At 46.7% G+C, this 26,246-nt stretch carries 27 protein-coding genes and 2 tRNA genes; 22 read left to right on the top strand and 7 right to left on the bottom strand.

Features of this window, described 5'->3' with window-relative positions:
• From hemA to VST71_00955, 3 genes are all read right to left on the bottom strand, one after another.
• A partial coding sequence (gene hemA, locus VST71_00965; GenBank protein ID MEC4684290.1) for a glutamyl-tRNA reductase occupies positions 1–627 on the bottom strand: 627 nt, incomplete at its 3' end.
• Positions 624–1,436: a c-type cytochrome biogenesis protein CcsB gene (gene ccsB, locus VST71_00960; protein MEC4684289.1), complete on the bottom strand. Its 813-nt coding sequence runs from the start codon at positions 1,434–1,436 to the stop codon at positions 624–626. The genes ccsB and hemA, both read right to left, overlap by 4 nt.
• Positions 1,436–2,191, bottom strand: a complete 756-nt coding sequence (locus VST71_00955; GenBank protein ID MEC4684288.1) for a hypothetical protein — start codon at positions 2,189–2,191, stop codon at positions 1,436–1,438. The genes ccsB and VST71_00955 overlap by 1 nt, the downstream gene beginning before the upstream one ends.
• A 140-nt stretch (positions 2,192–2,331) precedes the next feature.
• Between VST71_00955 and motA the strand changes: the two genes are divergently transcribed.
• The 11 genes from motA to VST71_00900 all read left to right on the top strand — a co-directional run bounded on the left by motA (position 2,332) and on the right by VST71_00900 (position 13,387).
• The gene (motA, locus tag VST71_00950; protein MEC4684287.1) at positions 2,332–3,183 is read left to right on the top strand and encodes a flagellar motor stator protein MotA; all 852 of its coding nucleotides are present in this window, start codon (positions 2,332–2,334) and stop codon (positions 3,181–3,183) included.
• Between the two features lie 25 nt (positions 3,184–3,208).
• On the top strand, positions 3,209–4,000 hold the full coding sequence (locus VST71_00945) for a flagellar motor protein MotB (GenBank protein ID MEC4684286.1): 792 nt from the start codon (positions 3,209–3,211) through the stop codon (positions 3,998–4,000).
• A gap of 344 nt (positions 4,001–4,344) precedes the next feature.
• Positions 4,345–4,956, top strand: a complete 612-nt coding sequence (locus VST71_00940) for a hypothetical protein (GenBank protein MEC4684285.1) — start codon at positions 4,345–4,347, stop codon at positions 4,954–4,956.
• Entirely contained in the window at positions 4,946–5,869 is a 924-nt protein-coding gene (locus tag VST71_00935) for a 4Fe-4S dicluster domain-containing protein (GenBank protein ID MEC4684284.1), read from the top strand. The genes VST71_00940 and VST71_00935 overlap by 11 nt, the downstream gene beginning before the upstream one ends.
• Before the next feature lie 24 nt (positions 5,870–5,893).
• The gene (gene nrfD / locus VST71_00930; GenBank protein MEC4684283.1) at positions 5,894–7,114 is read left to right on the top strand and encodes an NrfD/PsrC family molybdoenzyme membrane anchor subunit; all 1,221 of its coding nucleotides are present in this window, start codon (positions 5,894–5,896) and stop codon (positions 7,112–7,114) included.
• 99 nt (positions 7,115–7,213) lie between these two features.
• Positions 7,214–7,624 carry a ubiquinol-cytochrome c reductase iron-sulfur subunit gene (locus VST71_00925; GenBank protein MEC4684282.1) on the top strand — a complete coding sequence of 137 codons (411 nt, stop codon included), beginning with the start codon at positions 7,214–7,216 and terminating at the stop codon, positions 7,622–7,624.
• A gap of 60 nt (positions 7,625–7,684) precedes the next feature.
• Entirely contained in the window at positions 7,685–8,779 is a 1,095-nt protein-coding gene (locus VST71_00920) for a cytochrome bc complex cytochrome b subunit (protein ID MEC4684281.1), read from the top strand.
• On the top strand, positions 8,776–9,633 hold the full coding sequence (locus tag VST71_00915) for a multiheme c-type cytochrome (protein ID MEC4684280.1): 858 nt from the start codon (positions 8,776–8,778) through the stop codon (positions 9,631–9,633). The genes VST71_00920 and VST71_00915 overlap by 4 nt, the downstream gene beginning before the upstream one ends.
• A gap of 321 nt (positions 9,634–9,954) precedes the next feature.
• Positions 9,955–11,139, top strand: a complete 1,185-nt coding sequence (aroC, locus tag VST71_00910; GenBank protein MEC4684279.1) for a chorismate synthase — start codon at positions 9,955–9,957, stop codon at positions 11,137–11,139.
• A 235-nt stretch (positions 11,140–11,374) separates the two neighbouring features.
• Entirely contained in the window at positions 11,375–11,887 is a 513-nt protein-coding gene (locus VST71_00905) for a shikimate kinase (GenBank protein ID MEC4684278.1), read from the top strand.
• Positions 11,888–13,387: a sodium-dependent transporter gene (locus tag VST71_00900; GenBank protein ID MEC4684277.1), complete on the top strand. Its 1,500-nt coding sequence runs from the start codon at positions 11,888–11,890 to the stop codon at positions 13,385–13,387.
• A gap of 201 nt (positions 13,388–13,588) precedes the next feature.
• Here the strand turns inward: VST71_00900 and cbiB are convergent, their stop codons facing one another.
• Positions 13,589–14,599, bottom strand: coding sequence for an adenosylcobinamide-phosphate synthase CbiB (gene cbiB / locus VST71_00895; protein ID MEC4684276.1), 1,011 nt, complete (start codon positions 14,597–14,599; stop codon positions 13,589–13,591).
• Positions 14,600–15,014: 415 nt separating this feature from the next.
• Between cbiB and VST71_00890 the strand changes: the two genes are divergently transcribed.
• From VST71_00890 to VST71_00875, 4 genes are all read left to right on the top strand, one after another.
• Entirely contained in the window at positions 15,015–15,326 is a 312-nt protein-coding gene (locus VST71_00890) for a hypothetical protein (GenBank protein ID MEC4684275.1), read from the top strand.
• 144 nt (positions 15,327–15,470) lie between these two features.
• A complete protein-coding gene (locus VST71_00885; GenBank protein ID MEC4684274.1) occupies positions 15,471–15,866 on the top strand; it encodes a hypothetical protein in 396 nt (131 codons plus the stop codon).
• 70 nt (positions 15,867–15,936) lie between these two features.
• A complete protein-coding gene (locus VST71_00880; GenBank protein MEC4684273.1) occupies positions 15,937–17,277 on the top strand; it encodes a C45 family autoproteolytic acyltransferase/hydrolase in 1,341 nt (446 codons plus the stop codon).
• A 101-nt stretch (positions 17,278–17,378) separates the two neighbouring features.
• The gene (locus tag VST71_00875; GenBank protein MEC4684272.1) at positions 17,379–17,795 is read left to right on the top strand and encodes a secondary thiamine-phosphate synthase enzyme YjbQ; all 417 of its coding nucleotides are present in this window, start codon (positions 17,379–17,381) and stop codon (positions 17,793–17,795) included.
• An 8-nt stretch (positions 17,796–17,803) separates the two neighbouring features.
• Here the strand turns inward: VST71_00875 and VST71_00870 are convergent.
• The 3 genes from VST71_00870 to VST71_00860 form a co-directional block, all read right to left on the bottom strand.
• A tRNA-Cys gene (locus VST71_00870) sits at positions 17,804–17,879 on the bottom strand.
• A gap of 212 nt (positions 17,880–18,091) precedes the next feature.
• Positions 18,092–18,166 (bottom strand) — tRNA-Gly (locus VST71_00865).
• 90 nt (positions 18,167–18,256) lie between these two features.
• Positions 18,257–18,520, bottom strand: coding sequence for a hypothetical protein (locus VST71_00860; protein MEC4684271.1), 264 nt, complete (start codon positions 18,518–18,520; stop codon positions 18,257–18,259).
• A 70-nt stretch (positions 18,521–18,590) separates the two neighbouring features.
• Between VST71_00860 and trpE the strand changes: the two genes are divergently transcribed.
• From trpE to VST71_00825, 7 genes are read left to right on the top strand one after another with little or no spacing between them, the layout of a single operon-like run.
• The gene (gene trpE, locus VST71_00855; protein ID MEC4684270.1) at positions 18,591–20,063 is read left to right on the top strand and encodes an anthranilate synthase component I; all 1,473 of its coding nucleotides are present in this window, start codon (positions 18,591–18,593) and stop codon (positions 20,061–20,063) included.
• A 4-nt stretch (positions 20,064–20,067) separates the two neighbouring features.
• Positions 20,068–20,640 carry an aminodeoxychorismate/anthranilate synthase component II gene (locus VST71_00850; protein ID MEC4684269.1) on the top strand — a complete coding sequence of 191 codons (573 nt, stop codon included), beginning with the start codon at positions 20,068–20,070 and terminating at the stop codon, positions 20,638–20,640.
• A gap of 57 nt (positions 20,641–20,697) precedes the next feature.
• The gene (gene trpD, locus VST71_00845) at positions 20,698–21,714 is read left to right on the top strand and encodes an anthranilate phosphoribosyltransferase (protein MEC4684268.1); all 1,017 of its coding nucleotides are present in this window, start codon (positions 20,698–20,700) and stop codon (positions 21,712–21,714) included.
• A gap of 48 nt (positions 21,715–21,762) precedes the next feature.
• A complete protein-coding gene (locus tag VST71_00840; protein MEC4684267.1) occupies positions 21,763–22,683 on the top strand; it encodes a Gfo/Idh/MocA family oxidoreductase in 921 nt (306 codons plus the stop codon).
• Complete coding sequence (locus VST71_00835) at positions 22,680–23,774, top strand: DegT/DnrJ/EryC1/StrS family aminotransferase (protein MEC4684266.1); 1,095 nt, start codon at positions 22,680–22,682, stop codon at positions 23,772–23,774. Before VST71_00840 ends, VST71_00835 begins: the two co-directional genes overlap by 4 nt.
• Positions 23,775–23,826: 52 nt before the next feature.
• Entirely contained in the window at positions 23,827–24,981 is a 1,155-nt protein-coding gene (gene lpxB, locus VST71_00830; GenBank protein MEC4684265.1) for a lipid-A-disaccharide synthase, read from the top strand.
• Complete coding sequence (locus tag VST71_00825) at positions 24,971–26,245, top strand: 3-deoxy-D-manno-octulosonic acid transferase (GenBank protein ID MEC4684264.1); 1,275 nt, start codon at positions 24,971–24,973, stop codon at positions 26,243–26,245. The genes lpxB and VST71_00825 overlap by 11 nt, the downstream gene beginning before the upstream one ends.
• Position 26,246: the final 1 nt, after the last annotated feature.

Below are 26,246 nucleotides of genomic sequence, written 5' to 3'. Positions count from 1 at the left end.
TACATCCCTTACTCCGCTTTTGATAAGGTGCCTGACTGCCAGCTCCGCCATCTCGCCGGCCCCGAGGAGCATGAATCTCTTTTCACTCAGGTCGGTAAATATCTTTTTTGTAAGCTCTACAGCGGCATAACTTATGGATACGGCATTTTCAGCAATCCTTGTTTCCGTCCTTACCCTCTTTGCAACAGTTATGGCCTTCTTCAGAAGCCTGTTCAGGAGGATGCCTGTAGCCCCTTTTGAGAGGGCGAATTCAAAGGCGTGCTTCAGTTGTCCCAATATCTGGGGTTCGCCGACAACCATTGAATCAAGGCTTGAGGCAACCCGGAAGACGTGCCTTATTGCATCCCTGTCAGTGTAAAAGTATAGAGAGTTTTCAAGGGCCCCGGGATCAATGGAATGAAATTCCGAGAGGAAGGCCTTTACGGAATCAACGGCCCTTTCAGGGTTGCTGACGTGGGCATATATCTCAACCCTGTTGCAGGTGGAGAGTATCATTGCCCCTTTCACCTCCGGTAGCTGAAGGAAACTGTTCAGTCCCTCCTCCAGTCCGGGGCCGTCAAAGGCCAGTTTTTCCCGTACCTCTACCGGGGCGGTCTTATGATTAAGTCCGGTTACCAATACCCTCATCTTACAAAGCTGTGAACCCCCTTCAGTAGCAGATTTACTCCAAAGAATGTAAACAGCACTATGGAGAATCCAAGGATTGAAAGTATTGCCGCCTTTTTGCCCCGCCAGCCCGCGGTCAGTCTTACATGCAGGACAAGGGCATAGACGAGCCAGGTAATCAGTGACCAGACCTCTTTGGGGTCCCATCGCCAGTAACTCCCCCAGGCACTCTCTGCCCAGAGGGCGCCGGTAATGATCGCAAGTGTCAGCAGGGGAAACCCGAGTGTTATGAGTTTGTAGCTCACCTCATCAAGTATCTGGAGGCTCGGCAACCTCTGAAACAGGCTTCCCAGACGTTTTGTCTTTACAAAATGTTCCTGAACAAGATACATAACCCCTATGCCTGCGGCCATGGCAAATGCAGCATCTCCTAAAAATGCCAGTGCTGTGTGAATGCCAAGCCAGTAACTCTTGAGCATCGGGCTTACAGGTGTTATCTCCCGGGGCAGTATGGACGATGACAGCATAAGAATAAAGACAACCGGCATTATAAAAGAGCCAAGCAACCCTATTTTGTACCTGTATTCAACATAAAAAAAGAGGAGGACGATACACCATGAAAAGAAAGAGGATGCCTCGTGCATATTTGTAACCGGTATGTGTCCGGACAGGAGGCTCAGGACTATATTGACGGTATGGAGGATAAAGCCAACGGCAGCAAGGACAAGCAGTATCCTGGTCGTTGCCCTGCTTCCCCTGAAAAGCTCTACAACTCCTACAATTGTTGCTGCAAAGTAAAAAGTCAAGGCGAGTTCAAAGAGAATAACCATCAGAAACAACCGAGCTCACAGTCTGTAATCTTTATTCCAAGTTCATCCGCCAACTTGCCGATTTCATGATAGGGAAGACCCGTTTGCTCTGCTATCTTTCTTGCCAGCTTGCAAGGGATTCTCTTGTTTCTTGCATGTCTGAGGAGCTCTTCCCCCGGATTGTTTGAAGTCTTCACCAGAGGGTCTGTCTCAAGGTGAGGCCTTTCTTCCCTGCTCACATTTTCAGTCAGATTTGCTGAACTCTCTGTCGTATCCGTTTTCCCTGTCTTATTCATGATGATAGCTTTGAGTTTGTGAAAGCAAGCCCTTTCCTTTATGCCAAGATGGATAATCTCATCCCTGCATGGTTCAAACTGCTCACGGTTCGAGGGGTCTGAGCTGGGAATTTCATCCTGATAGATTACTATATCGCTTTTTTTGAGAATCCTCAAAGCAGAGGGCTTTAACCTTCCGGTGTCCTTTCCAAATACAAATATTACTATATCAGGAGATAAAAACTCAATTGGAGCGTTACCTTCAACCACTATCCCCTCACAATGTGCGAGCATGTTAACGGCCATCTCAATCGTCTCTTCAAGACCGGCTTCAGGTGACTGAACCCAGAGCACATCCCCGGCCCCTGAGAGACGGAGGCGGGAAGTATCCTTATCCTCCGGGGCTTCCGGATTTCGGGATACAGAGGTGTAAAAAGCGGTCTTTGTATGCTTGATTGCACCCCATGAACCGCCGAGCAACCTCAGTAGGTTTTCGGCCACAGTGGTTTTCCCGCATCCACTATGTGCACCGCCAATAGATATAATGGTCTGACTATTCACTTAGAATATTTTAACCCATTCATCATATTTAAATCAGACCTAAAGTTTTAGTAAATTAAGCCGATAAATAATAAGAGACTATGTTTGTAATAATTGGAATATTGGTCGTCATGGGGGCCGTTGTTGGTGGCTACCTGATGGAGCACGGCAACCTCAGTGTCCTGTTTCAGCCGGCAGAGTTGGTCATCATATTTGGTGCTTCTATCGGCTCTCTCATCATAGCTGCCCCCCCAAAGGTCCTCGCAATGATACTGAAGAGTTTGGGAAAACTCTTCTCCTCGGGGGGAATGGGCAAGTCAGGGTACATTGAACTCCTCGGTCTTCTCTATAATATATTTTTCAAGATCAGGAAGGAGGGGCTTATATCCATAGAGGCGGATATTGAAAATCCCGAGAAGAGTCCCCTGTTTTTAAAATACAAGGCTGTAATGTCCAACCATCATGCAGTAAGTTTCCTCTGCGATAACCTCAAGGTGATAATCTCTACAAATGTGCCGCCCTATGAGCTGGACAACCTGATGGAGCTCGAAACAGACACCCACCACCATGAGGCACTCATACCTGCTCATAACATAGCAATGGTCGCAGATGCATTGCCCGGACTCGGTATAGTAGCCGCTGTTCTCGGAGTGGTGCTTACAATGGGCAAGATTAACGAGCCACCGGAGGTCCTTGGTCAGAGCATAGGTGCAGCGCTGGTTGGGACGTTTCTCGGGGTACTGATGTGTTACGGCTTTGTCGGTCCTATAGCTACCAATCTCGAGGCAAAGGTGAAGGAGGATGGAGTCAGTTTTCAGATTATAAGGATAGCACTGGTCTCTTTTGTGGGTGGTGCAGCCCCGCAGATGGCTGTAGAGTTTGGCAGAAGGGCAATCCCTACATCTGACAGGCCCTCATTCAATGAACTTGAAGAGACGGTAAGAAAGAAATGAAAGATGATAAAAGAGAGAGAATCAGATGAAAGACTCAAAGATAATAATCAAGAAGGTAAAAAAGACCGCTGAAGGCGGACGTCATGGGGGAAGCTGGAAGGTAGCATATGCAGACTTTGTAACTGCGATGATGGCCTTTTTTCTCCTCCTCTGGTTGGTAACGATGGTTTCTCCGGAGAAACGGGCAAGGGTTGCTACATACTTCAAGGAATTCAGTATCTTCGAGAAGGGAGGCACATCCTTTATGGACAAGTCCAGCGAGATGTTCAATGAGCCGGGAGCAACCTCTGATAAGGTCTTCTCGGACTATTACGGGACCTTCGGAGACAAGAGTATAACACCTGAGACCCTTCAGGAAGCCATAAAAGAGGCAGTTGAAACCATGCTGGGCGATATAAAGGATCAGATACTCGTGAGGATTGTGAAAGAAGGGGTAAAAATAGAGATTATTGATAAAAACGGCAGTTCCATGTTTCCGTCCGGCAGTGCTGAACTTACCCCCAAGGCTGAAGAGATACTGAGGGTGCTTGGAGATAATATTAACAATATAAGTAACAAGCTCTTTATAGAGGGACATACCGACTCTTATTCTTATTCATCAAACAGTAATTACACCAACTGGGAACTCTCTGCCGACAGGGCAAATGCTGCAAGGCGGGATCTGGAAAGACTCGGGATATCTCCGGCAAGGATAGTCCGTGTCGTTGGTTATGCAGACAAGGATCCGCTTTTTACGGATAGCCCGCGTGACCCGAAAAACAGGAGAATAAGTATCGTTATACTCTTTCCTGACAAAAAGAAAGAAGGAAAGAAATAAACGGCTCCGGTTTCAGGAATCTTTAACGAGGGATAGAGTTATTACAGGCATATATGCCTGTTCCTGCCGACTCTGACAAGAAAAAGATAAGAAAAGGGCTAACCCGGTTATTGTTTGTTTTATGCCGTTTTTGGTTTCTGTCCCGTTACAAAAAACATTGCAAAAAAATTTTTGGATATAGTATAATGCCCACTGAGAATATTGGATTATGATATATGCTGGATGTCGGGCTTCAATTGTGAAATAGGAAGAAAGAGTAAAATATGGAAGTATTTAAATAACGATATTCAGGAATAAATGCAGACTTTAAAAAAAATTTACTTGAAAGGAGAAGATATTTGAAGGTGTTAATACAACAGAAGAAATTATATGTAATATTCATAGCCATTATTATGCTACTGACCTCTGTGCTGTTATCAATGAATGCTGTGGCCGAAGATCAGGATGGTATCCCGGAATTTTTCGTGCCGCCGCCGCCTTTCTCGGAGGGTATTTTCCCCTGCTCACAATGTCATGCAGACATGGAAGTAAATAAAAAACGCAGAAAACTGTTCTATCATACAAATATAAAGTTTACACATGCCGCAAAGCAGAGGTGGTGTCTTGACTGTCACAATCCCGATAACAGGGATGTGTTGAGACTTGCAAGTGGAAAGCTTGTTTCCTTTGAGGAGTCATACTACCTGTGCGGCCAGTGTCACGGGACAATTTTTCGTGACTGGAAGGCAGGAGTGCATGGCAAGAGAACAGGCATGTGGAACGGCAAGAAGGAGTATCGTCTCTGTGTTCAGTGTCACAATCCTCATCAGCCACGATTTAAACCTCTAAAGCCTCTTCCGCCACCGATAAAGCCCGCGGATATTAAATACAGCAAGCCAACGGATGAAATACCTGAAAATCCATTGAACACGGTTTTTCCATTAAAAACGATCTCGAGGAGTAAAAATGCCAAATAAAATTAAAGGAAACAGCATATCCAAATCAATCAGCCGCAGGGGTTTTTTAAAGGGTGCGGCTCTTGGTCTTGCATCCACTGCAATTCCTTTTGGTACCGCGGACGCCTCTATTTGGGACGCTTTTCTGCAAAAACATTTCAGGGAAATGAACGAAGATGAAATCAGGACCGTTATAAAACGGCTGGAAAAGGAATATGATAAAAAGTTTGATACCAAGTTTAACATCAAGACGACAAAGGCCATGCCCGGCACGCTTTTTGGTTATGGACTGGACCTCTCAAGGTGTATCGGCTGCAGAAGGTGTGTCTATGCCTGTGTAAGAGAAAACAATCAGTCCAGGGATCCCCAGATACACTGGATAACGGTTTTGCGCTTTAAGAAGGGGGAGAAATGGATCGACCTTGAGGAATCCGAAAAGTACTATTATCCTGGAAAAGTCCCTGAAGAGGGATATTTTTATATGCCTGTCCAATGCCAGCAATGCGAGAACCCACCCTGTGTCAAGGTATGTCCGACGCAGGCAACATGGAAAGAGCCGGATGGAATTGTAGTAATTGATTATAACTGGTGTATCGGCTGCCGTTATTGTATGGCTGCCTGTCCGTATGGTGCAAGGCACTTTAACCTGGCAAAACCAAGGATACGCAAGGAGGAACTTAATCCTGAAACGCATTATCTTGGCAACAGACCCCGTTATGCCGGAGTGGTGGAAAAATGCACCTTCTGCGTTCAGAGGACAAGGGCCGGGAGATACCCTGCATGTGTTGAGATATGTCCGGTTGGTGCCAGGAAGTTTGGCAATTTGCTTGACCCAAAAAGTGAAATAAGATATTGTATTGAGAACAAAAGGGTATTCCGGCTTAAGGAAGATCTGAATACATACCCGAAATTTTACTATTTCTTTGCGACATAATCTATCTGAGGAGGAAGGGTTACAATGTATGCATTGCTAAAAAACTTTTTTACAGTTTTAAAACATATGGCAAAAGGTGACAAGTGGTACTATAGCTGGCTCGCTTTCCTGTCGTTTTTCATCATCGTGGGAGTTGCATCCTATATAAGACAGCTTAACACCGGGCTGATCCTGACTGCCATGAGGGATCAGGTCTCCTGGGGGTTCTATATATCAAACTTCACATTCCTTGTCGGGGTTGCTGCAGCGGCAGTCCTTCTCGTTGTGCCTGCATATATATATAACTTCAAGCCAATCAAGGAGATTGTCCTCTTTGGAGAACTCCTGGCTGTTACAGCCATTACAATGTGCATACTCTTCATTCTGGTAGACATGGGGAGACCTGAGAGGGTGTGGCATCTTATGCCCATTATCGGTACGATGAACTTTCCATCTTCGCTCCTTGCATGGGATGTGTTGGTGCTGAACGGCTACCTTGCAATAAACTTCCTTATTTCATTTTATGTCTTATATAAAATGTCACACAGCAAGGAATACAGTATCCAGCTAATCAAGCCGTTGATTTTAATTTCGATTCCGTGGGCAATCAGTATCCATACGGTTACCGCCTTTCTTTACAATGGCCTGTCGGCCAGGCCTTTCTGGAATGCATCAATCCTGGCGCCGAGGTTCATTGCCTCAGCCCTGAGTTCCGGCCCTGCACTCATGATAATTATATTCCAGATTGTCAGAAAAGTTTCCAGGATAGAGATAGATAACAAGGCGATATTCAAGATTGCTGAATTGATAGCCTATGCCATAGGCTTGAACCTCTTCCTGTTCGGTGCTGAATTCTTTAAGGAGTTCTATTCCGGGAGCATCCATCTTGCACCTATGGAATACCTCTACTTTGGCCTGCATGGCAAAACAGCCCTCGTTCCCTGGATGTGGAGTGCGCTGATATTTAATATAACGGCCTTTCTCATCTTTCTGAGTCCGACGGCCAGAGAAAATTTCCTTACCCTGAACATTGCATGTGTTTTAATAATTGCAGGCGTTTATATAGAGAAGGGCATGGGCCTTGTAGTGCCGGGTTTTGTTCCTGGGGTATTGGGGGAGATTTATGAGTATTCACCTTCATGGACCGAGAAGAGTATCACCCTGGGCATATGGGCTACCGGAGCGATGCTTTATACACTGCTTCTGAAATTTGCAATGCCTATTTATACCGGAGAACTGCGGTTTTTGTCAAAAACCGGTAAGTAATACAGTCTTGCAGATTGAAAATTTTTATTGACAACCGGGATTGCATTTGTTTATACTGACAACGCGATTTAAAATATACCCGAGCATTTGGGGGTAAGTATGAAGAGACGTAAGTTTTTGAAATCATTACTGGCATTGCTTGGCTCAACAACATTGGTATCGTTTGCTTATCCCTTGGTCAGATTCATTGCCCCACCAAGCAGGAAGGCAGAAGTGAAACGACTGAGCCTTCAGAAAAATGAGATACCGGCAGGAGAAGCAAGGGAGATAGTCCTCAACAATACCCCTGCAATTATCATTAACAGACCAGGTAAGGGGTACATAGCCCTCTCAAGGGTGTGTACTCACCTTGGGTGTCTTGTAGGGTATAATAAAGCGAAAGGCAATCTCATTTGCCCCTGCCACGCTGGAATATTTAATTTAGACGGAAAAGTCCTTTCAGGTCCACCCCCAAAACCACTTACAGAATACCCCCTGCGTGTAGAGGGAGAGACTATCATAATAGGTTAAGGGTACAGATGCTGTACAGGGTACGGCAATGATTAAAAAAAATTCTAAAGCGGAGTCTTTATGTGGCAAAGGATTAAACAGGGTCTCGAAACAAGAATAGGTCTTGAGGACCTTATCAACACTAAATTAAAGAGCTATAGTGTTCCGAGAAATACAAACATATTTTACACCCTTGGGGGTGTTGCTCTTGTTGCATTTATAATTCAGGCTATTTCAGGTTTTTTTCTCCTTATTTACTATGTCCCACATTCAGATCATGCATTCAGAAGCGTTCAGTATATAATGACGACGGCACCTTTTGGATGGCTATTCAGATTAATGCATGTGGTGGGAAGCAATCTGATGGTAGCAGTAATCTTCCTCCATCTGCTTTCAGTATTTTTTATGGGAAGCTATAAAAAACCGAGAGAGCTGACCTGGATAGCCGGTTGGTTGATGTTACTTGTAACTCTCACATTCTGCCTCAGCGGATATCTTCTGCCATGGAGTCAGTTGAGTTACTGGACCACAACCGTAGTCACTGCCATGCCTACTGCTTTTCCATATGTCGGTGATTATATTGCCAATCTGCTAAGGGGTGGTGAATTTGTTTCCGGCATTACATTGAACAGATTCTTTGCACTTCATGTAGCGTTTCTGCCCCCCATTCTCGTAGGACTTATGGTAATCCATGTTTTTCTTATAAGGCGTATAGGTCTCTCTTCACCCCCATTTGATGCATCATCTGAAGAAACAAAGCCCTGGACCGAATACAGGCATGTAAGTTACCCTAACGGGAATTCATTTTATCCGTATTTTGTACTTAAGGAGCTGTACATGGTGGCGTTGTATCTTGTTGTAATGTTTTTCGTAATTACCTTCATGCCGACACTGTTTCTGCCGGAGGCCTCCAATATTCCTGCTAATCCTTTAATGACACCTGCTTATATAAAACCTCAGTGGTATTTTCTGGCACCTTATCAGATGCTGAAGCTTATTCCGAACAAATTCCTTGGAATAAGTATGCAGATAGCCCTGATAGGCACATTCCTCTTATGGCCGTTCTTTGATACAAAAACAGAGAGAAACATACTAAAGAGACCCCTTCTGCTTGCCACTTTTACTGCATCGCTGGTTCTATGGGTCGTTTTAACCATGTGGGGGAGGTCTTCATGAGATATATTCTTTCAATACTGCTGCTTTTAACTCTTTTAACTATTGCTACAACTGCTGATGCAGGATACAGGGATATTTTTGGGAAAGAGTTTCTCACCAAACCATGGGCAGGCGGCCTTGTTGAGGAGAGTGTATGTATTGAATGTCATACCTCGGATATTATAAAGCCCGAGTTTCGTGATATCCCGCAGGAGTGGAAAAAGAGCTGGCATTACCATAACGATGTTTCATGTGAAAACTGTCATGGCGGTGATCCGGAAGATGCGGAGATGGCTATGTCGCCAGAAAGGGGTTTTGTCGGTACTCCAAAATACAGCGAAGTTCCTGAAGTGTGTGGTAAATGCCATATAGGCATACTGAAGAACTATCTTGAGAGCGGACACGGAAAGGCCCTTAAGGCTTCAAAAACAGGGCCAAACTGTGTAACCTGTCACGGCTCTCACAATATTCAGAAGGCGAGTATAAAAATTATAAATGAGTCGCGGTGTTCAAAATGCCATTCCTATGAAAGGGCCAAGATTATGAAACAGGCGCTTTTCCTTACAGAAAAAAAGATAAGAGATATAGATAATGACCTGAAGAAATTAAAGAGTGAGGGAGTTTTTACCGATGAGGAGGATAAGAGTCTCTTCCGTACCCATGTAGAATATCGCACCCTGTTTCATACCGTTAATGTGGACCTCGTTAAGCAGAGCACAGACAAGTTTGTAAAGAAATTGGGTCTCATTGAGGAAAAGATAGATAAAACCTTTAAAGAACTTGAATTCAGAAAGAACTTTTCTGTCTTCCTCATGATGGTATTTGCCGGATTGGGAATTGTCATATTTCTACTTTCAAGGACATATAAGGATTGATAAAGTCGTAAAAAGTCTGAAGAAATGCCCTTTTTGTCATTGCGGCAGAACGAAGCAATCTATGTCCGTCTGATTTTTAAAACAGATTGCTTCGTCGCTTTGCTCCTCGCATTGACAATTACAGCCTAATCGTGAAGCCATTTGCTCTTCAACTCCTGAACTCCCATCCCGTTGATCCCCTCAAACTTTTCCCACCGATAAATATAATCAGCAATGGCACTGCACCTTCCAAAAGATAACCCTGATGATAATATGTTAATATGTATAGCTCTCAGGAGCATAAAATGACCATAGGCTAAACTTGAAAGGAGTGATACGGTAATGTTCAGGTTGCGTTTTCTTACAGCAGGAGAGTCTCACGGAAAGGGGCTGACAGGCATTATCGAGGGTATTCCTGCAAATCTGCAGATAACACCTGATTATATAAACCGGCAACTTGGCAGGAGACAGACCGGTTTTGGCCGTGGCGGCAGGATGAAGATAGAGTCAGACAGTGTTGAGTTTATTTCCGGAATCAGATGGGGGGTTACAATTGGATCACCGGTCGCCCTTTTTATTGAAAACCGTGACTGGGAAAACTGGCAGGAGGGGATGTCGCCTCTTGCGGAAGAGAAGGACTCTGTGCAGCCTGTTACAAGACCAAGACCAGGGCATGCCGATCTGCCTGGTGCAACCAAGTATCATCAGGATGATATAAGGAACATCCTTGAGAGGTCCTCTGCAAGGGAGACAGCCATGAGGGTTGCTGTAGGCGCAATTGCCAGAAGGTTTCTTGAGGAGTTCGGCATAACTGTTGGAGGGTTTGTTACGGCCATAGGCAATGCATCCATGAGCATTGACCCGTCTGTTTTGAAAGTGGAGGATCTGAAGGCGTTATCCCGAAGTGCTGAGTCCTCTGATGTCAGGTGTCCTGAGGATGATACGGCAACCCGGATGAAGGAGGCCATTGAGATGGCAACAGGGGAGGGCTACTCCCTTGGAGGCACATTCCTGGTACATGCCGTGGGTGTGCCGGTCGGCCTTGGCAGCCATATTCAGTGGGACAGGAGACTTGACGGCCGCCTTGCTCATGCCTTCATGGGCATTCAGGCCATAAAAGGTATTGAAATCGGTAGTGGATTTGAGCTTGCAGAGAGACCGGGTGCTGAAGTGATGGATGAGATATATCCCTCTCCTGACGCTGAGTCCCCCAGGTCTGTCCTCAGAAAAACGAATCATGCCGGCGGCATAGAAGGTGGAATTACAAACGGTATGCCTGTAGTAGTCAGGGCAGTCATGAAGCCGATCCCAACCCAGCGCAAACCCCTCAGGTCTGTTGATATTGTTACAGGTGAACCCTTTGAGGCTGCATACGAGAGGTCTGATGTCTGTGCAGTGCCGGCAGCCTCGGTAATTGGTGAGGCAGTTATGTCACTGGTAATTGCAGATGCCCTTCTGGAGAAGTTCGGTGGTGACAGCATGGAGGAGACAAAGAGAAATTATGAGAATTATCTGAAGAATATGTAGACGGATTTTTTCAGAAATCCGGTATAATCTTGCACACTTCAAAAGGGGAGATTTTTGAGGGGATTTGAAAACGCAAAGAGCATAGCGAAAGGCGTTTAAAGATAAGACGCATAGCACGTAGGACATGGGACTCCTTATAAGCTTTGTCTTTACGCTTTGCTCTATGAGCTCTGCTCCATGCGCTTTTCATCTTTAAAAGGGTAATCGTGAGGCTGAAAAAATCTTTGGGGAAAGAATGAAAAATATTGTGCTTACCGGATTTATGGGGAGCGGTAAAACTGCTGTGGGCAGGGAGCTTGCCAACCGGCTTGGAATGAAGCTTGTCGAGCTTGATGAAGAGATAGAGAAGGCCGAGGGCTTGACGATCAATGAGATATTCAGCCGTTTTGGTGAGCGCTACTTCCGTGACAGGGAGACAGAGATCGTAAGAAAGTTTGCAGGGCAGGACAATGTAGTGATTTCCACTGGCGGAGGGGTTGTCCTGAGAGAGGAAAACATGAAGGCCCTCAGGGAAAAGGGCGTGATAGTCTGTCTTAAAGCAACCCCTGAGACCATCCTGAAACGCACAAGCACTTCCGGAGAACGGCCCCTCCTGAATGTGGACGATCCCCTGAAAAAGATAAGAGACCTTCTTGACTACAGAGAGCCATTCTATGAAAAGGCGGATATCCTAATTGAGACGGATTCCCTTTCCACAGCAGAGATTGCAGATGAGATTATACGGAGAGTGAAGGAGTTATCCGAATAGATGAAGAGGGAGCAGTGGAATAGCCAGTTTGGTTTTCTGCTTGCCGCAGTGGGCTCGGCAATAGGGCTCGGCAATATCTGGCGATTCAGCTATATGGCATATAACTATGGTGGTGGAGCCTTTCTTATACCCTACTTTACCGCCCTCCTGACAGCGGGAATCCCCCTGCTGATACTGGAATTTGCCGTTGGACATGAGCGTATCGGATCAGCTCCTCTTGCCTATGCAAAGATAAGGAAGAATTGGGAATGGCTTGGCTGGTGGGCCGTAACGTTTGTGATGTTCGGCATAGTGCTTTATTATATGGTAATAGTTGCCTGGTGCCTTAATTTCTTTTTCCTCTCCTTTAACCTTGGCTGGGGTAATGATCCTAACACATTTTTCTTCAAGGATTTCCTCTCCGTAAGCAATTCACCGTCAGAGATAGGACAGATAAGGACACCGATATTTTTTGCACTCCTCGTTATCTGGTTTATAAACTGGTTTATAGTCCACAGGGGCGTGCAGCGGGGGATTGAGCTTGCAAACAGGATATTCATGCCCCTGCTCTTTGTGCTGACTGCTGTGCTCGTCTTCTGGTCTCTCACACTTGAGGGGGCGATGTCCGGAGTTCGGGCATACCTGACCCCCGATTTTTCGAGGCTCTCGGACCCAAGGGTATGGATCGATGCCTACAGCCAGATATTTTTTACCCTAAGCCTTGGTTTCGGGATCATGATAGCATATGCGAGTTATCTTCCTGAAAAGGCAAATATTACCAGGTATGCATTGCTGACAGCGTTTATCAATAGTGGGTATTCACTCTTTGCAGGGGTTGCGGTATTCTCTGTCCTTGGTTTTATGGCCACAACACAGGGTGAACCCCTCTCCGGAGTTGTCTCACAGAGTATAGGCCTTGCCTTTGTTGCATACCCAAAAGCGGTCAGCCTTATGCCGGGAGGGAATATCTTCGGTGCGATCTTTTTCCTCTGCCTTGTGGTGGCCGGCCTCTCCTCTTCCATCTCTATAATTGAGGCATTCACATCAGCAATGGTTGATAAATTCGGGATCAGGCGAAAACGTCTTATAACTATTGTCTCCATTCTGGGTTTCTGCGGATCTGTCATCTTTACCACGCAGGCAGGGCTGCTGTGGCTCGACATAGTAGACCATTTCCTTACTCACTACGGACTGATTGTTGTGGGTATATTTGAATGCATACTCGTGGGCTGGTTCTTCAGGATAAAGGTCCTGAGGCAGCATATCAACAGGATATCCACCATCAAGCTCGGTTTCTGGTGGGATATACTTATCAAATACTTTGTGCCCCTTGTGCTTGGAATAATACTCGTTGGAGACCTCTACACTGAACTCAGAAAGCCATATGGAGGATATAGCTGGGCCTCGCTCATACTGATTGGCAGGGACTGGATATTATTGACCCTTGTTGCCGCTTTTGTGATAGCATCAAGACCCTGGAAGACCGAACATAACAAGGCGGGGGGAAGAAGTAAGCATTGAACCGGGGCAAGTTTGCAAAGACCGGAATAAAGAGTTCAATTGGCCGCAGATTTTCGCAGATAAACGCGGATACTAAATAAAACTGAATTATAATTTTTTTTTAAACCCCTGACTTTCTTTTGAACAAATTCATGTCTTGTTTTTTTCTCTGAGCTCTCTGTGCCCTCTGTGGTTAATATCCTCTGTTTTGTTCAAGCTGTATCATATGATTAAAATTCTGTGTATCAATATAGAGAGCATTACGCAGAAAATCATCCCAATGCCTCCTGCAGCCTTTATAATCCTGTCTGCCATAGCACCATCCTCAACTTCAAGCTCCCGCTTACCTTCCCCGATGAATGGTTTTTCACTGACAACCCCCCTATAAGAAGAAGGCCCTCCAAGCCGAATCCCAAGGGCTCCTGCCATCGCCGCCTCCGGCAGACCTGCATTGGGGCTTGAGTGCTTCCTTCCATCTCTCAGCATCACCCTTACTGCCCTTGAAGGGCTCAACTTATCTGACGACAGCACAGCAGCAGAGAATATTATGGCCCAGGCCGTGAGCCTTGCCGGGATGTAATTGGCAATATCGTCAAGCCTTGCAGCCACATATCCAAAATTTATGTATCTCTCATTCCTGTAACCGAGCATGGAGTCCAATGTGTTTATTGCCTTGTATGCCATAGCAAGAGGAAGGCCGCCGATTGCAAAGTAAAACATTGGTGCAATCACCCCGTCTGAGACATTTTCAGAGAGGGTCTCAATGGTTGCCCTCAAAATTCCCTCCTCATTCAGTCCCTCCGTATCCCTGCCGACGATATGTCCAAGCTGCCCCCTTGCAGAATCAAGATCAGACCGTTTGAGTTCAGAGAGCACGTTTCCCGCAGATTCCCGCAGCCCCCTGAGTGCAATAGTCAGGGAACCGGCCAATGCAATGACTATATCATTTAAAGAGATAATATTTAATATCGAGACATCCCGGAATACGGAGGATACTGTTTCAGTAAAGAGATAAGTTGCAAAATAGGTTGTACCAACCACGACTGCAACAATCACTCCACCCGAGACCTTTTCAGTCACAGGGCTGTGGCAAAACCTTCTTGCCCGTCCTTCAAGCCAGGATATGAACTCTCCAATACACCTTATGGGGTGCGGAAACCATCGGGGATCACCAATAAGCGAATCCACTAAAAAGGCCAATACAAGCTGTGCAGGCACTCCACTAAAGATCATCTTCTATCTCAACCCCGTGTAATCTGTAATATGAATTTTATCCTTGTATTGTAGCCCAATACAGATGATTCTTTCCCATTCCCCCAAACCCTGTAGTTGTAAGGGTATTTTTACCATCCATATATTGTCCGGCTTCAGTATAATATTTCAAGATACCCGGATAGTTGTCGGTCAACTTTCGAGTTGAGTCTGTTGAAGAAGCGCTGGAAGTGTGTTTATAGTGCAGCCATAATGGTAATACAGATAACGTTCAGGATATAAAGGGGCAAGATACAAGGAATACGGATTATTCCAAAGCCCGCAGAGGGGGGGTGAAAGTCTCAAATGAAAGGAGGTGAGTAACGGTAACAGGTAGGTTTTCTAATCTGTCTTTAGCAGGTCTAACAAAAAATACTAAACAAAAGGAGAATCAATCATGGCTCATACAATCGGTAGTTACAGTGTTCTGTTTTACGGAAGTCCTTCCGGTTATCAAACCAACCGTGCCCAAATCCAGCTGAAGGACACAAACGGAAAGGTCGTTGCATGGATCAGATTCAATGATCCGGGGCAGTTCTTTGAGGACGATTATGTAAGTAATGGAATCATCCGGATGCATTTGCCTTCCGCTATGTTCGAAAACGTAATTGATGTACTAAGAAACGAGAAGCCGGTCTATATCTACTTTGCGGCAGGCCGTGCGTTCTTGGGAACCAGTTCCGAGCCAATCGGTGAAGGCGAATCATAGCTAAACCTTTCAGCCAGCCGCAAAACCCGTTGCTTGGCTTTGGGTTTTGCGGCGCTGATGGCAACCGTTGAGTCTGTAGCAAAAGTTCTGGCTAAGCAGAGGGGGGTACAAAGTCTTCAAAACCTGAAACCAGGGGGGGTTACAATGAGTGAATTTCAGGACAACGTAGAAACAATGAAAAACAAGGTAGAATTGGGTGATGGTGCACAGTTTTGGGCCTATATATCGCCGGAACATGAGACTTCAAAATATATTACCAGATGGGAGGTCAGGATTGAACAGGCTGATAGTAGTTGGTCGGGAATTATAAACTCTGATAATCCTGAGGAGATTCTGCAGACACCTAACCTGTCAGGGATATTCAAAGTAACGGTCAGGGCTTCAGGACGAAAATTTGAAGAAAAGACTCTTCCTCCGAAACCTGGCAGCAAACCGGATATCGGTTGCAAATCAAACTGCACTGCTATTGTAGGTATTGTTGCTACGGAAGGAGGGAAGGGGGCTAACTATTGGACAACGTGGGATGCTATATGTTGCTGAATCTCTCTGATATGTTAAGTATTTATAGGGGAACAAAGTTTTTGCCAAAGATGTTTTTTAGGAAAATTTGATGACAAATAACTATTTAAAAGACCTCCTGACAGGGGGAGAACCGGAGTCAAGAGACGGCTGGATTTATCTGAGGATTGCAGGAGAACCCTACCAGCGCGGCTTTCAGCATGGTTACTACCTTGCCTCTCAAATAAAAGAGGCCATAAGGGTAAACAGGTTTCTGGCCAAATGGGATACAGGGATGGAGTGGGATTTTTTTATTGAGAAGGCCAATGAGCTTTTCCCTCGGCATATTGATGATGAATTCACCCAGGAACTGCAGGGTATTGCCGATGGTGCCTGTGCCAATCGTTTTCTGACCAGTTTTGAGGAGATCCTGACCTGGAACAGCTACCAGGACCTGCTGGGTTACTGGTGGCCGATGTACAATGATTCACAACCGCACTGGTTTAAAAATGCACACCGCTGCAGTGCATTTATTACAACCGGGAATGCCACCAAAGACGGCAATATTGTCATGGCTCACAACTGCTGGGACAGGTATGCTGCGTCGGATCACTACAACATAATTCTGGATATCCATCCGGCCAACGGCTACCGCTTGCTTTTTCAAGCCCCTCCGGGCTATATTGCCAGTACCATAGACTGGTGGATAACCGGAGCAAAACTGGTTGTGGCAGAAACCACCATCTCCGGTTTTTCGGGGTTTGACAATAATAAGGAGCCGGAATTTTACCGGTCCCGCAAGGCGTGTCAATATGCCCAAAGCATTGAAGACTGGAAAAACAGGATGTGGAAAAATAACAATGGTGGTTATGCCGGTAGTTGGCTGTTAGGGGATATTAAAACAAAAGAGATTGCAAGAGTTGAGATAGGATTAAAATATCTTGGTTTCGAGAAAAAGGATGACGGTTTTTACAGCGGTTATAATGTGGCTGCTGACCTGAGGATACGCAACCAGGAGTGCAGTGGTAATAGTTATTCCGATATCCGCTACAACGGTGCCCGCCGCTTGCGGTTTATGGAGCTGCTGGACAAAGAGGGCATTGATGTGGATATTGATAAAGCCAAAGAGATCATATCAGACCATGGGGATGTTTATCTTCAAGAACAGGATAATCCCTCTTCCCGGACAATATGCGGACATCTGGAACTTGACGATGCAAAGTATGGCAGTCATGCCGGTCAGGGGCCTTACTATCCATGGGGAGCAGGCGATGGGAAGGTCGTTGATTCTGCCATGGTGGAAAATATGAGTTTTCAGGCCCGGTGGGGGCATGCCTGTGGCATGCCTTTTGACGTAAAAGCCTTTTTACAAAAACACCCTCAATATAACTGGTTGAGGGGGTATATGAGAGACCGTCCCGGCTGCAGCTGGCAAACTTTTGGAGGGTTGTGAAACATGGCTTGAGCTGTTTAGACCTTGAGCTTTCATATTTAATGATTTGACAGTTTGCTCATTTTGGATGAAAACGTAACAATACAAGGGGAGGGTGTAATATGAAGAGCTATCGTAAGGAACTATGGTTTGAGGTGCCCACCCGGCGGGCCTTTATAAACATTACCCCTGAGGTTGAAGCGTGTCTTGGGGAGAGCGGTATCAAGGAGGGGCTTGTGCTTGTAAATGCCATGCATATAACGGCATCTGTCTTTATTAACGATGACGACCCCGGACTTCATCACGACTATGATGTCTGGCTGGAGAAACTTGCTCCCCATGAACCGGTCTCCCAGTATCAGCACAATGTTGGAGAGGATAACGCTGATGCCCATTTGAAGCGGCAGATTATGGGCAGGGAGGTTGTGGTTGCCGTGACTGATGGAAGGCTCGATTTTGGTCCGTGGGAGCAGATATTTTACGGGGAGTTTGATGGCAGACGAAAGAAAAGGGCTTTGGTCAAGATCATCGGGGAATGATTATAGTCTGGAGGCGGCGGCCGGATTCGAACCGGCGCATAAAGGTTTTGCAGACCTCCCCCTTAGCCACTTGGGTACGCCGCCGTGAAAGCATTGTGAAGCAAAAAAACTTCGTCTTCAGCCTCTCGATAACCTTTTTAAAGATGAAAAGCGCATAGTGCAGAGCGCATGGAGTAAAGCGTAAAAACAAAGTTTAACGAAACGCGCTATGTGTCTTATCTTTGAACGCTATGCGCTATGCTCTTTGCGTCTTCAACTCCTGAACGCCATCACTATTTTCATTTGTCTCTTAATTATGGAGCGGGCGACGGGATTCGAACCCGCGACCCCAACCTTGGCAAGGTTGTGCTCTACCACTGAGCTACGCCCGCTTGAAGTTGTTGAATTTCCCCGAGAGCTTTTAATAACAGGAAAAACTTTTCTTTACTTGATATACGCTTGCGTACTGCAAGTATATATCTTCAGTTGGTTCTTTTTTCTGATTCGAGGGAGTCAAGAATCTTTAAGAGATGCTGTGTTTCCCTTCTGTATTCTTCCAGCTCACTAACACGTCTCTCAAGTTCATGAGATTTATACTGGAGTATCAGGCTCATTTCCTGGAGCTTCTCGTCATAAAAAGTCTTCACATGCTCAAGCTCGGTCTTGAGGTACCTGCACCGGGTCTTGTAACGAAACAAATTCCTGGTTTCCCTTATACGCTTTGCTAATAGTGTGAGCGCCTTCATGCATATAAAAATATCATAAACCCCTTGATTGTGTCAATTGCTAAAAAGAGCTTTATATGTTTAAAATAACCTGATGTATCCGGATTACAAGACATTTTTGAGTTTAACGGGCCGTGGTAACCTTATCCCTGTGTACAGGGAGATACTTGCAGATATGGAGACACCGGTCTCTGCGTATCTAAAACTCTTTACGTCACCATCTTTCCTGTTTGAGAGCGTTGAGGGGGGAGAAAAGTGGGGAAGGTATTCCTTCCTCGGCATATCTGCGAGAAAGATAATCCGGGCCAGAGGAAACAATGTCGAGGTTATTCAGGATGGCGAGTCAGTAAAAAAGTCAGTATATGCCGACCCCCTGGATGCCCTGGAAGAAGAGCTGGCCATTTATAAACCTGTTGTGGTTGAAGGACTGCCCGGCTTTTACGGCGGACTTGTGGGTTATATAGGCTATGAGATGGTCAGGTTTTTCGAGAGGGTTCCGGACAGGGACAAACCGTCTCTCGGGCTTTCGGATATGTATTTCATGATGCCGGATATTGTCCTGATATTTGATAACCTCAAACAGAGCCTGAAGATAGTCTGTCCTGTGCATGTTGAGGGTTCTCCGGAGCTGGCTTACAGTGAGGCTGAGAAGAAAATAGATGCAATAATTGAGAAATTAAAGACGGTTCCCCGGGTTTCAGAGACCTCCGTGAGCCCTGCCTCTGAAAGGAAGTTTGTCTCTTCCTTTGGCCCTGAGGAGGTTTTTGAGGAAGCGGTCAGGAAGGCAAAGGAGTACGTGTGGGCAGGCGATGTTGTCCAGGTGGTTGTCTCTCAGAGGTTTGAGCGGGAGTGTGCAGTAGACCCCTTTAATATATACCGTGCCCTGAGGGTGATAAACCCTTCGCCATATATGTATTTCATGGATACGGGAGAGGCCCGGATTGTGGGCTCTTCTCCCGAGATACTGGTGAGGCTTGAAGGAAGACATATAAACCTGCGGCCTATTGCCGGAACAAGAAAGCGCGGGCTTAGCGGGGATGAAGACCGGGCGCTTGAAAAAGAACTGCGTGAAGACCCAAAGGAGATTGCCGAGCACATAATGCTTGTAGACCTTGGCAGGAATGATGTGGGAAGGGTTGCCGAGACAGGCAGTGTGAAGGTCACGGAATTGATGTCGGTTGAGAGATACAGTCATGTAATGCATCTCGTCTCAAATGTGGAAGGCACCCTGAAGGACGGTCTCGATGCCTTTGATTTGTTCCGTTCCTGCTTTCCTGCCGGCACTGTTACAGGAGCTCCAAAGGTGAGGGCCATGGAGATTATCGATGAGCTTGAGCCTGTCAAGAGGGGGCCGTATGCAGGAGCAGTCGGTTATTTTGGGTATTCGGGAAACACGGATACCTGTATTACGATAAGAACTATTGTGATTAAAGGTAGGAAACTGTATGTGCAGGCAGGTGCGGGTATTGTGGCTGATTCCGTTCCTGAAAACGAATATAAAGAGACCATTAACAAGGCCCTCGGCATGATGAAGGCCGTTGATATGGCAGAGGAAGGACTTTGAATTTATGTTGCTGATGATTGATAATTATGATTCCTTTACCTATAACCTTGTTCAGTATTTCGGTGAGCTTGGTGAGGAGGTAAGGGTATATCGTAATGACAGGATAACGGTTAAGGAGATAGAGGAGCTTGATCCGGACAGGATTGTTATCTCCCCTGGTCCGTGTACTCCAAGGGAAGCCGGTATCTCCATAGATGTTATCCGTTACTTTGCCGGCAGGAAGCCGGTGCTCGGGGTCTGTCTTGGTCATCAATCCATTGGTGCAGCCTTTGGTGGAGAGATTATTAATGCACCGAAACTGATGCATGGAAAGACATCTCTCATATACCATGACGGCAAGACCATATTTGAAGGACTGCCTAATCCCTTTGAGGCTACCCGCTATCACTCCCTTATTATTAAAAGGGAGACACTGCCGGAGTCCCTTGAGGTGACTGCATGGACAGATGAGGGTGAGATAATGGGGGTGAGGCACAGGGAGTATGTGATTGAAGGAGTGCAGTTTCACCCCGAGTCAATACTGACAACGGTTGGCAAGGATCTGCTGAGGAATTTCCTTAAACTGGGTAACAGGTGACAGGTGGTTACATTAACCCCATGACCTGTAAACCTGCTTAACAGGAGGATGGATGAAATGATCAGAGAGGCAATCAATCTGCTTGTTCAGGGTATCAACCTTTCGGAGACCGAGATGGCTGAGTGCATGCGGGAGATAATGGAGGGTAAGGCAACCGATGCCCAGATAGGCGCCTTTCTTGTTGCCTTGAGGATAAAGGGAGAGACTGTTGAGGAGATAACAGGGGCAGCAAAGGTTATGAGGGAGAAGGCTGCAAGGATTAATGCCCCTGAAGGTGTTGTGGATACCTGCGGCACTGGCGGTGACATGGCCCATACCTTTAACATATCAACGACTGCAGCTATTGTGGTGAGTGCGTGCGGGGTTCCTGTTGCCAAGCATGGAAACAGATCCGTCTCAAGCAGGTCGGGAAGTGCAGATGTGCTCGAGGCCCTGGGGGTCAGGATAGACCTTCCCCCTGAAAAGGTACAGGAGTGTCTCTTTGAAACAGGTTTCGGCTTCCTCTTTGCCCCCCTGTTTCATCCTGCCATGAAGTATGCTGTGGGGCCAAGAAGGGAGCTGGGCATAAGGACGATATTCAATATACTCGGACCCATTACCAACCCTGCAGGTGCAAAGAGGCAGACCGTCGGTGTATTTACGGACAGGCTTACAGAGCCCCTTGCCCGAGTCCTCGGTAATCTTGGGGCTGAGGATGTGATGGTTTTTCATGGCGAGGATGGGCTTGACGAGATCACGATCACCGATGGCTCGAAGGTGAGTCGTTTCAGGAACGGAATTATAGAAAATTTGATTATTGCCCCTGAGGACTTTGGTTTTAACAGGGCGCCTGTTGAGTCTATTGCAGGTGGAGATGCCCGGGAGAATGCTGAGGCCACGATGATTGTTCTTAAGGGGGAAACAGGGCCCAAAAGGGATATAGTTGTAATGAATGCATCTGTTACGTTGATGGTTTCGGGCAGGACTGATGACCTTAAGGATGCATCCCTGATCGCCCAGGAGGTCATTGATTCGGGGAAGGCATTGAGAAAGCTGGAAGAGATTGTAAAGACGACTCAAAGACTTGCATCATAAAGAGCATAAATACAGAAAAAAACAGGGATGGGTTTAAGGAAGAGGTAGATGGGTATACGGGTAGCGGTAATAGGTACAGGATATCTTGGCAGGCACCATGCGAGGGTTTTTTCAGAAATCGAGGAGACGGAGCTTGTTGGTGTGGTGGACATTGATAGGGAGCGGGCAGGGGAGATTGCAGAGCAATACCACTGTCAGGCTTTCGTGAATTACAGGGACGTCCTCCCGCTTGTGGATGCCCTCAGCATTGTGACCCCCACGACCACGCATCATGAAATAGCCATGAGCTCTCTGCAGGCAGGGAAAGACCTCCTTGTTGAAAAACCCTTTACCAGGACGATAGAGGAAGCAGAGGCTCTCATTGCTGAAGCGGAAAGCCCCGGGAGGATTATCCAGGTGGGACATCTCGAGAGGTTCAACCCGGCAGTTCTGTATATTGAGGAGAAGTTAGAGGCACCGAGGTTTTTTGAGGCAGAGAGGCTTTCTCCTTTTCTGGGCAGGGGAACGGATGTGGATATAACCCTTGACCTTATGATACATGATATTGATATTATACTCTCCCTCTGCCGCAGCCCCATTATAGATATCAAGGCTGTTGGCGCAAAGGTGCTTACTGATAAACTTGATGTTGCCAAGGCCTGGCTGGAGATGGAGGATGGCACTAAGGCCCTTGTTACTGCAAGCAGGCTTTCTCCTGAAAAGAAAAGGATTCTGAAGGTTTTTCAGGACTCGGAATATATAATGCTTGATTACCAGAACCTTGAGATATTCAGACACAGCAGGGATTCCTCCGGGATTATTCAGAGAGAGGAGATCAAACTGGACTACAGTGAGCCCCTGAAAGAAGAGCTCAGGGATTTTGCACGGTGTGTGATGAACAGAAGACAACCCAGGGTAACTGCCCGTGACGGGCTGGAGGCACTGAGGGTGGCGCTTGAGATAAACAGAAAGATAGAGGAGACGATATGATTCCAATGGTTGACCTGAAGGTTCAGTATGAGGCCCTGAGGGAAGAGATACTTGAACAGATTACCGATGTGCTTGAAAGCTGCAGGTATATCCTTGGCCCAAAGGTGGAAGAACTCGAAAAGAGCATTGCCGCCTACCACGGTGTTAAGGAGGCAGTAGGTGTGGCCTCAGGGACTGATGCCCTTAACCTGAGTCTCAAGACACTTGGTATTGGTAAGGATGATGAGGTGATAACCACACCCTTTACCTTCTTTGCCACGGTTGAGTCTATCATATACCAGGGGGCAAAACCGGTATTTGTTGATATAGACCCCGGGACATTAAACATTGACCCTGAAAAGATAGAGGAGAGGATAACCGACAGGACAAGGGCGATAATGCCGGTGCATATGTTTGGTATGCCGGCGGATATGGAGAGGATAGGGGAGATTGCCTCAAGGTATAATCTCTTTATTATAGAGGACTGTGCCCAGTCCTTCGGTGCACACATAAAAGGCAGAAAGACCGGAAGCTTTGGTGATGCAGGGTGTTTCAGTTTCTATCCGAGCAAGAATCTCGGGGCTTATGGTGACGGAGGTCTCATCACCACGGACAATGAGACGATCGCCGGGAAAATGAGGGTGCTCAGGAATCACGGCTCAGAGAAGGGGTATATCCACCATGCTATCGGGCTTAACAGCAGGCTTGACGAGATTCAGGCAGCCGTTCTTCTGGTAAAGTTCAAGAGGATTGACCGGTATCTGTCGCTGAGAAGAGAGAAGGCACGTTTTTATACAGAACATCTTGGTTCAGTAGTCCAATGCCCTCAGGAGCAGGAGGGTTTCTATCATGTCTACCATCAGTACACGATAAAAAGCCCTTTCAGGGACAGGATCAAGTCTTACCTTTACGAACAGGGCATCTCCTCCGTTGTATACTATCCCATTCCCCTGCACCTCCAGGAGGCCCTTAAAGGGTCGGGATACAGCAGGGGTGATTTCCCTGTAGCAGAGAGGGCTTCCCTTGAGGTGCTTTCACTGCCGATATATCCCGAGATCAGTGAGTCTGCCCTGGAAAAGGTCTGCGAAGCAGTCAGAAAGGCAGCAGCATGAAGGTGCCGGTAGTCAAGAGCAGCCAGCCTGATATCTTGCCGGCTTGCCAGCCATGACCGACGTGTTTATCATCACAGGTGAGTCTTCCGGAGAGCTTTATGGAGCGCTCCTGGCCAGGGCATTGAGGTCTTTAAAGGATGATATCCGCATCTGTGGCGTTGGCGGCGAGCGGATGATGGCCGAAGGTGTAGAGCTTATAGCAGGCATTACAGGTGCCTTTGGTCTTATTGAGGCTGTTTCATCCATAAAAACCCTTCGGGCTGTATTTTCAAAAATAACGGAGAGGCTGGAACAGGAGAGGCCGGCCGTTGTAGTCCTTATAGATTTTCCTGATTTTAACCTCAAGGTTGCCCAAAAGGCCAAGTCTCTCGGGATCAGGGTGCTCTACTATGTGAGCCCCCAGGTATGGGCCTGGAGGAGAAAGAGGATCAGGAAGATCAAGGCACTCTCCGACAGGATAGCAGTGGTCCTTCCTTTTGAGGAGAAGCTTTACAGGGAGGCAGGCGCGAACTGTGAGTTTGTGGGGCATCCGATAATGGAGGAGATAGAGAATACAAAGGGTAGCAAGGCTTTTATAAAGGAGAGCCTGGGCTTAAGGCCTGACAGGGAGGTCCTTGCCCTCCTGCCCGGAAGCAGAAGACATGAGTTAAAGAGACTTATGCCCCTGTTTATAAGTGTTATTCAGTGGTTTAAAAGAGAATATCCCAATTTTCAGTATATCCTTCCCATGGCACCAAACCTCTCTGCCGTTGATTTTCAGGAATGGTCCGGCGTACTTGAGGGGCTTGGAGTGAAGGTTGTAAGAGGGATGGCTACCGAGGTGCTTTCCGCCTCTGATCTGGCCCTTATAGCCTCGGGTACTTCAACGCTTCAGGCAGCACTTTGCAATGTTCCGATGGTGGTTGTTTACAAGGTCTCTCCCTTTACATATTTTATAGGAAGGATGCTCGTCAATGTAAAACATATAAGCCTTGTTAATCTTCTGATGGACAGGGAGGTTGTTAAGGAACTGATTCAATACAGGGCGACTGCAGAGAACGTTGTCGGGGAGCTGGAACGGATAATAAATGATGACCAGGTCCGGAAGTATATGATGGAGTCATTCAGGGAGATCAGGGCTTTTTATGAGGGCAGGCGGGCATCTCAGAGGGTTGCAGAGATGGTAGGAGAGATGTCGGGGTGGATAAAAGCGGATAATGACATTTAACCTTATGCGCATGGTATACAATCTTTTTTATACTTTCAGTCTGACCCTGCTTCTGCCGGTACACTTATTGAAGAGACCCCCCCATCTTAGGGGGAGATGGTTAAAGGAGAGGTTTGGCTTTGTCCCTTTAAGGTTAACCCGTAAAGGCGGCAGGAAGAGGCCTGCAGTCTGGATCCATGCCGTCTCCGTGGGCGAGGCAATGGCTGCCAGGCCCCTGATTGAAAGATTGAGGGCAGTGGCCGATATTATCGTCTCCACGGTTACAGATACAGGGCAGAAGGTTGTGCAGGATTTTATTACCGATGATGAGGCCTGTATTTATGTGCCTTTTGATAATCCGTCTGCAATCAAAAAGACAGCAGCCCGCATCAGGCCTGACATGCTTGTGATAATGGAGACAGAGCTGTGGCCGAACCTGCTTGAAACCATAAAGTCAGAGGGTATCCCGATAGTGATTGTCAACGGCAGGATATCCGATGGTTCTTTTTCCGGTTACAGGAAGATAGGATTTTTTATGAAGGGTATGCTCGGGATGGTGGATTTTTTCTGTATGCAGACCGCCAGGGACGCTGAAAAGATTATGGTCCTTGGAGCACCTGAAGAGAAGGTGCTGGTTACGGGAAATCTCAAGTTTGATATCACCCCGCCTGCTGAAATCCCGGCCTGGTGTAAAGACCTCGGCAGGCCGGTGATTGTAGCTGGAAGCACCCATGAAGGAGAGGAGGAGATTATCCTTGATGCCTTCAATGCAGTAAAGGAGAGTTTCTCTGGTGCGACTCTCGTTATTGCCCCAAGACACCCTGAAAGGTTTGCAGAGGTTGAGAGACTTTTAGGGGAGAGGAGAGCCGATTTTGCCAAAAAATCCGACGCCTCTCTCAGGGGTAAGGAGGTAGTCCTCCTTGATACGATAGGTGAGCTCTCATCCGTTTACGGCTGTGCCGATGTCTGTATTATCGGCGGGAGCCTGATACCAAGGGGTGGACATAACCTTTTTGAACCGGCTTACTGGGCAAAGCCGGTTGTATGTGGCCCTCATATGGAAAACTTTCCCCTTGCACGGGAGTTTTTTAAAGAAGGTGCTGCTGTTGAGGCAGGAGCAAATGATATTGACAGGGTATTGCAGTCCATACTTTCAGATGCTGTCCGTGCAAAAGATATGGGCAGGAGGGCGAAAGACCTGTATATCAAAAACTCGGGGGCTGTTCTAAAGACCCTGGAAGTTATAGACAGACTTCTTGTAAATACCCAGCCGGGTATTGCCTGAC

The sequence above is a fragment of the Nitrospirota bacterium genome (genome assembly GCA_035873375.1).
Classification (GTDB): domain Bacteria; phylum Nitrospirota; class Thermodesulfovibrionia; order Thermodesulfovibrionales; family JdFR-85; genus BMS3Bbin07.
The sequence above is the reverse complement of the archived record's forward strand: the minus strand, read 5'-3'. Positions and strand labels throughout refer to the sequence as shown.

Excerpts from the sequence above, each read along its gene's own strand:
- trpD (MEC4684268.1), top strand. The coding sequence starts at position 20,698 with ATGATCAGAGAGGCAATCAATCTGCTTGTTCAGGGTATCAACCTTTCG.
- VST71_00875 (MEC4684272.1), top strand. The coding sequence starts at position 17,379 with ATGAAGAGCTATCGTAAGGAACTATGGTTTGAGGTGCCCACCCGGCGG.
- VST71_00920 (MEC4684281.1), top strand. The coding sequence starts at position 7,685 with ATGTGGCAAAGGATTAAACAGGGTCTCGAAACAAGAATAGGTCTTGAG.
- motA (MEC4684287.1), top strand. The coding sequence starts at position 2,332 with ATGTTTGTAATAATTGGAATATTGGTCGTCATGGGGGCCGTTGTTGGT.
- VST71_00885 (MEC4684274.1), top strand. The coding sequence starts at position 15,471 with ATGAGTGAATTTCAGGACAACGTAGAAACAATGAAAAACAAGGTAGAA.
- VST71_00825 (MEC4684264.1), top strand. The coding sequence starts at position 24,971 with ATGACATTTAACCTTATGCGCATGGTATACAATCTTTTTTATACTTTC.
- VST71_00850 (MEC4684269.1), top strand. The coding sequence starts at position 20,068 with ATGTTGCTGATGATTGATAATTATGATTCCTTTACCTATAACCTTGTT.
- VST71_00840 (MEC4684267.1), top strand. The coding sequence starts at position 21,763 with ATGGGTATACGGGTAGCGGTAATAGGTACAGGATATCTTGGCAGGCAC.
- ccsB (MEC4684289.1), bottom strand. The coding sequence starts at position 1,436 with ATGGTTATTCTCTTTGAACTCGCCTTGACTTTTTACTTTGCAGCAACA.
- VST71_00925 (MEC4684282.1), top strand. The coding sequence starts at position 7,214 with ATGAAGAGACGTAAGTTTTTGAAATCATTACTGGCATTGCTTGGCTCA.
- VST71_00860 (MEC4684271.1), bottom strand. The coding sequence starts at position 18,520 with ATGAAGGCGCTCACACTATTAGCAAAGCGTATAAGGGAAACCAGGAAT.
- nrfD (MEC4684283.1), top strand. The coding sequence starts at position 5,894 with ATGTATGCATTGCTAAAAAACTTTTTTACAGTTTTAAAACATATGGCA.
- VST71_00880 (MEC4684273.1), top strand. The coding sequence starts at position 15,937 with ATGACAAATAACTATTTAAAAGACCTCCTGACAGGGGGAGAACCGGAG.
- lpxB (MEC4684265.1), top strand. The coding sequence starts at position 23,827 with ATGACCGACGTGTTTATCATCACAGGTGAGTCTTCCGGAGAGCTTTAT.
- cbiB (MEC4684276.1), bottom strand. The coding sequence starts at position 14,599 with ATGATCTTTAGTGGAGTGCCTGCACAGCTTGTATTGGCCTTTTTAGTG.
- VST71_00935 (MEC4684284.1), top strand. The coding sequence starts at position 4,946 with ATGCCAAATAAAATTAAAGGAAACAGCATATCCAAATCAATCAGCCGC.
- VST71_00905 (MEC4684278.1), top strand. The coding sequence starts at position 11,375 with ATGAAAAATATTGTGCTTACCGGATTTATGGGGAGCGGTAAAACTGCT.
- VST71_00835 (MEC4684266.1), top strand. The coding sequence starts at position 22,680 with ATGATTCCAATGGTTGACCTGAAGGTTCAGTATGAGGCCCTGAGGGAA.
- VST71_00915 (MEC4684280.1), top strand. The coding sequence starts at position 8,776 with ATGAGATATATTCTTTCAATACTGCTGCTTTTAACTCTTTTAACTATT.
- VST71_00890 (MEC4684275.1), top strand. The coding sequence starts at position 15,015 with ATGGCTCATACAATCGGTAGTTACAGTGTTCTGTTTTACGGAAGTCCT.
- VST71_00945 (MEC4684286.1), top strand. The coding sequence starts at position 3,209 with ATGAAAGACTCAAAGATAATAATCAAGAAGGTAAAAAAGACCGCTGAA.
- VST71_00900 (MEC4684277.1), top strand. The coding sequence starts at position 11,888 with ATGAAGAGGGAGCAGTGGAATAGCCAGTTTGGTTTTCTGCTTGCCGCA.
- aroC (MEC4684279.1), top strand. The coding sequence starts at position 9,955 with ATGTTCAGGTTGCGTTTTCTTACAGCAGGAGAGTCTCACGGAAAGGGG.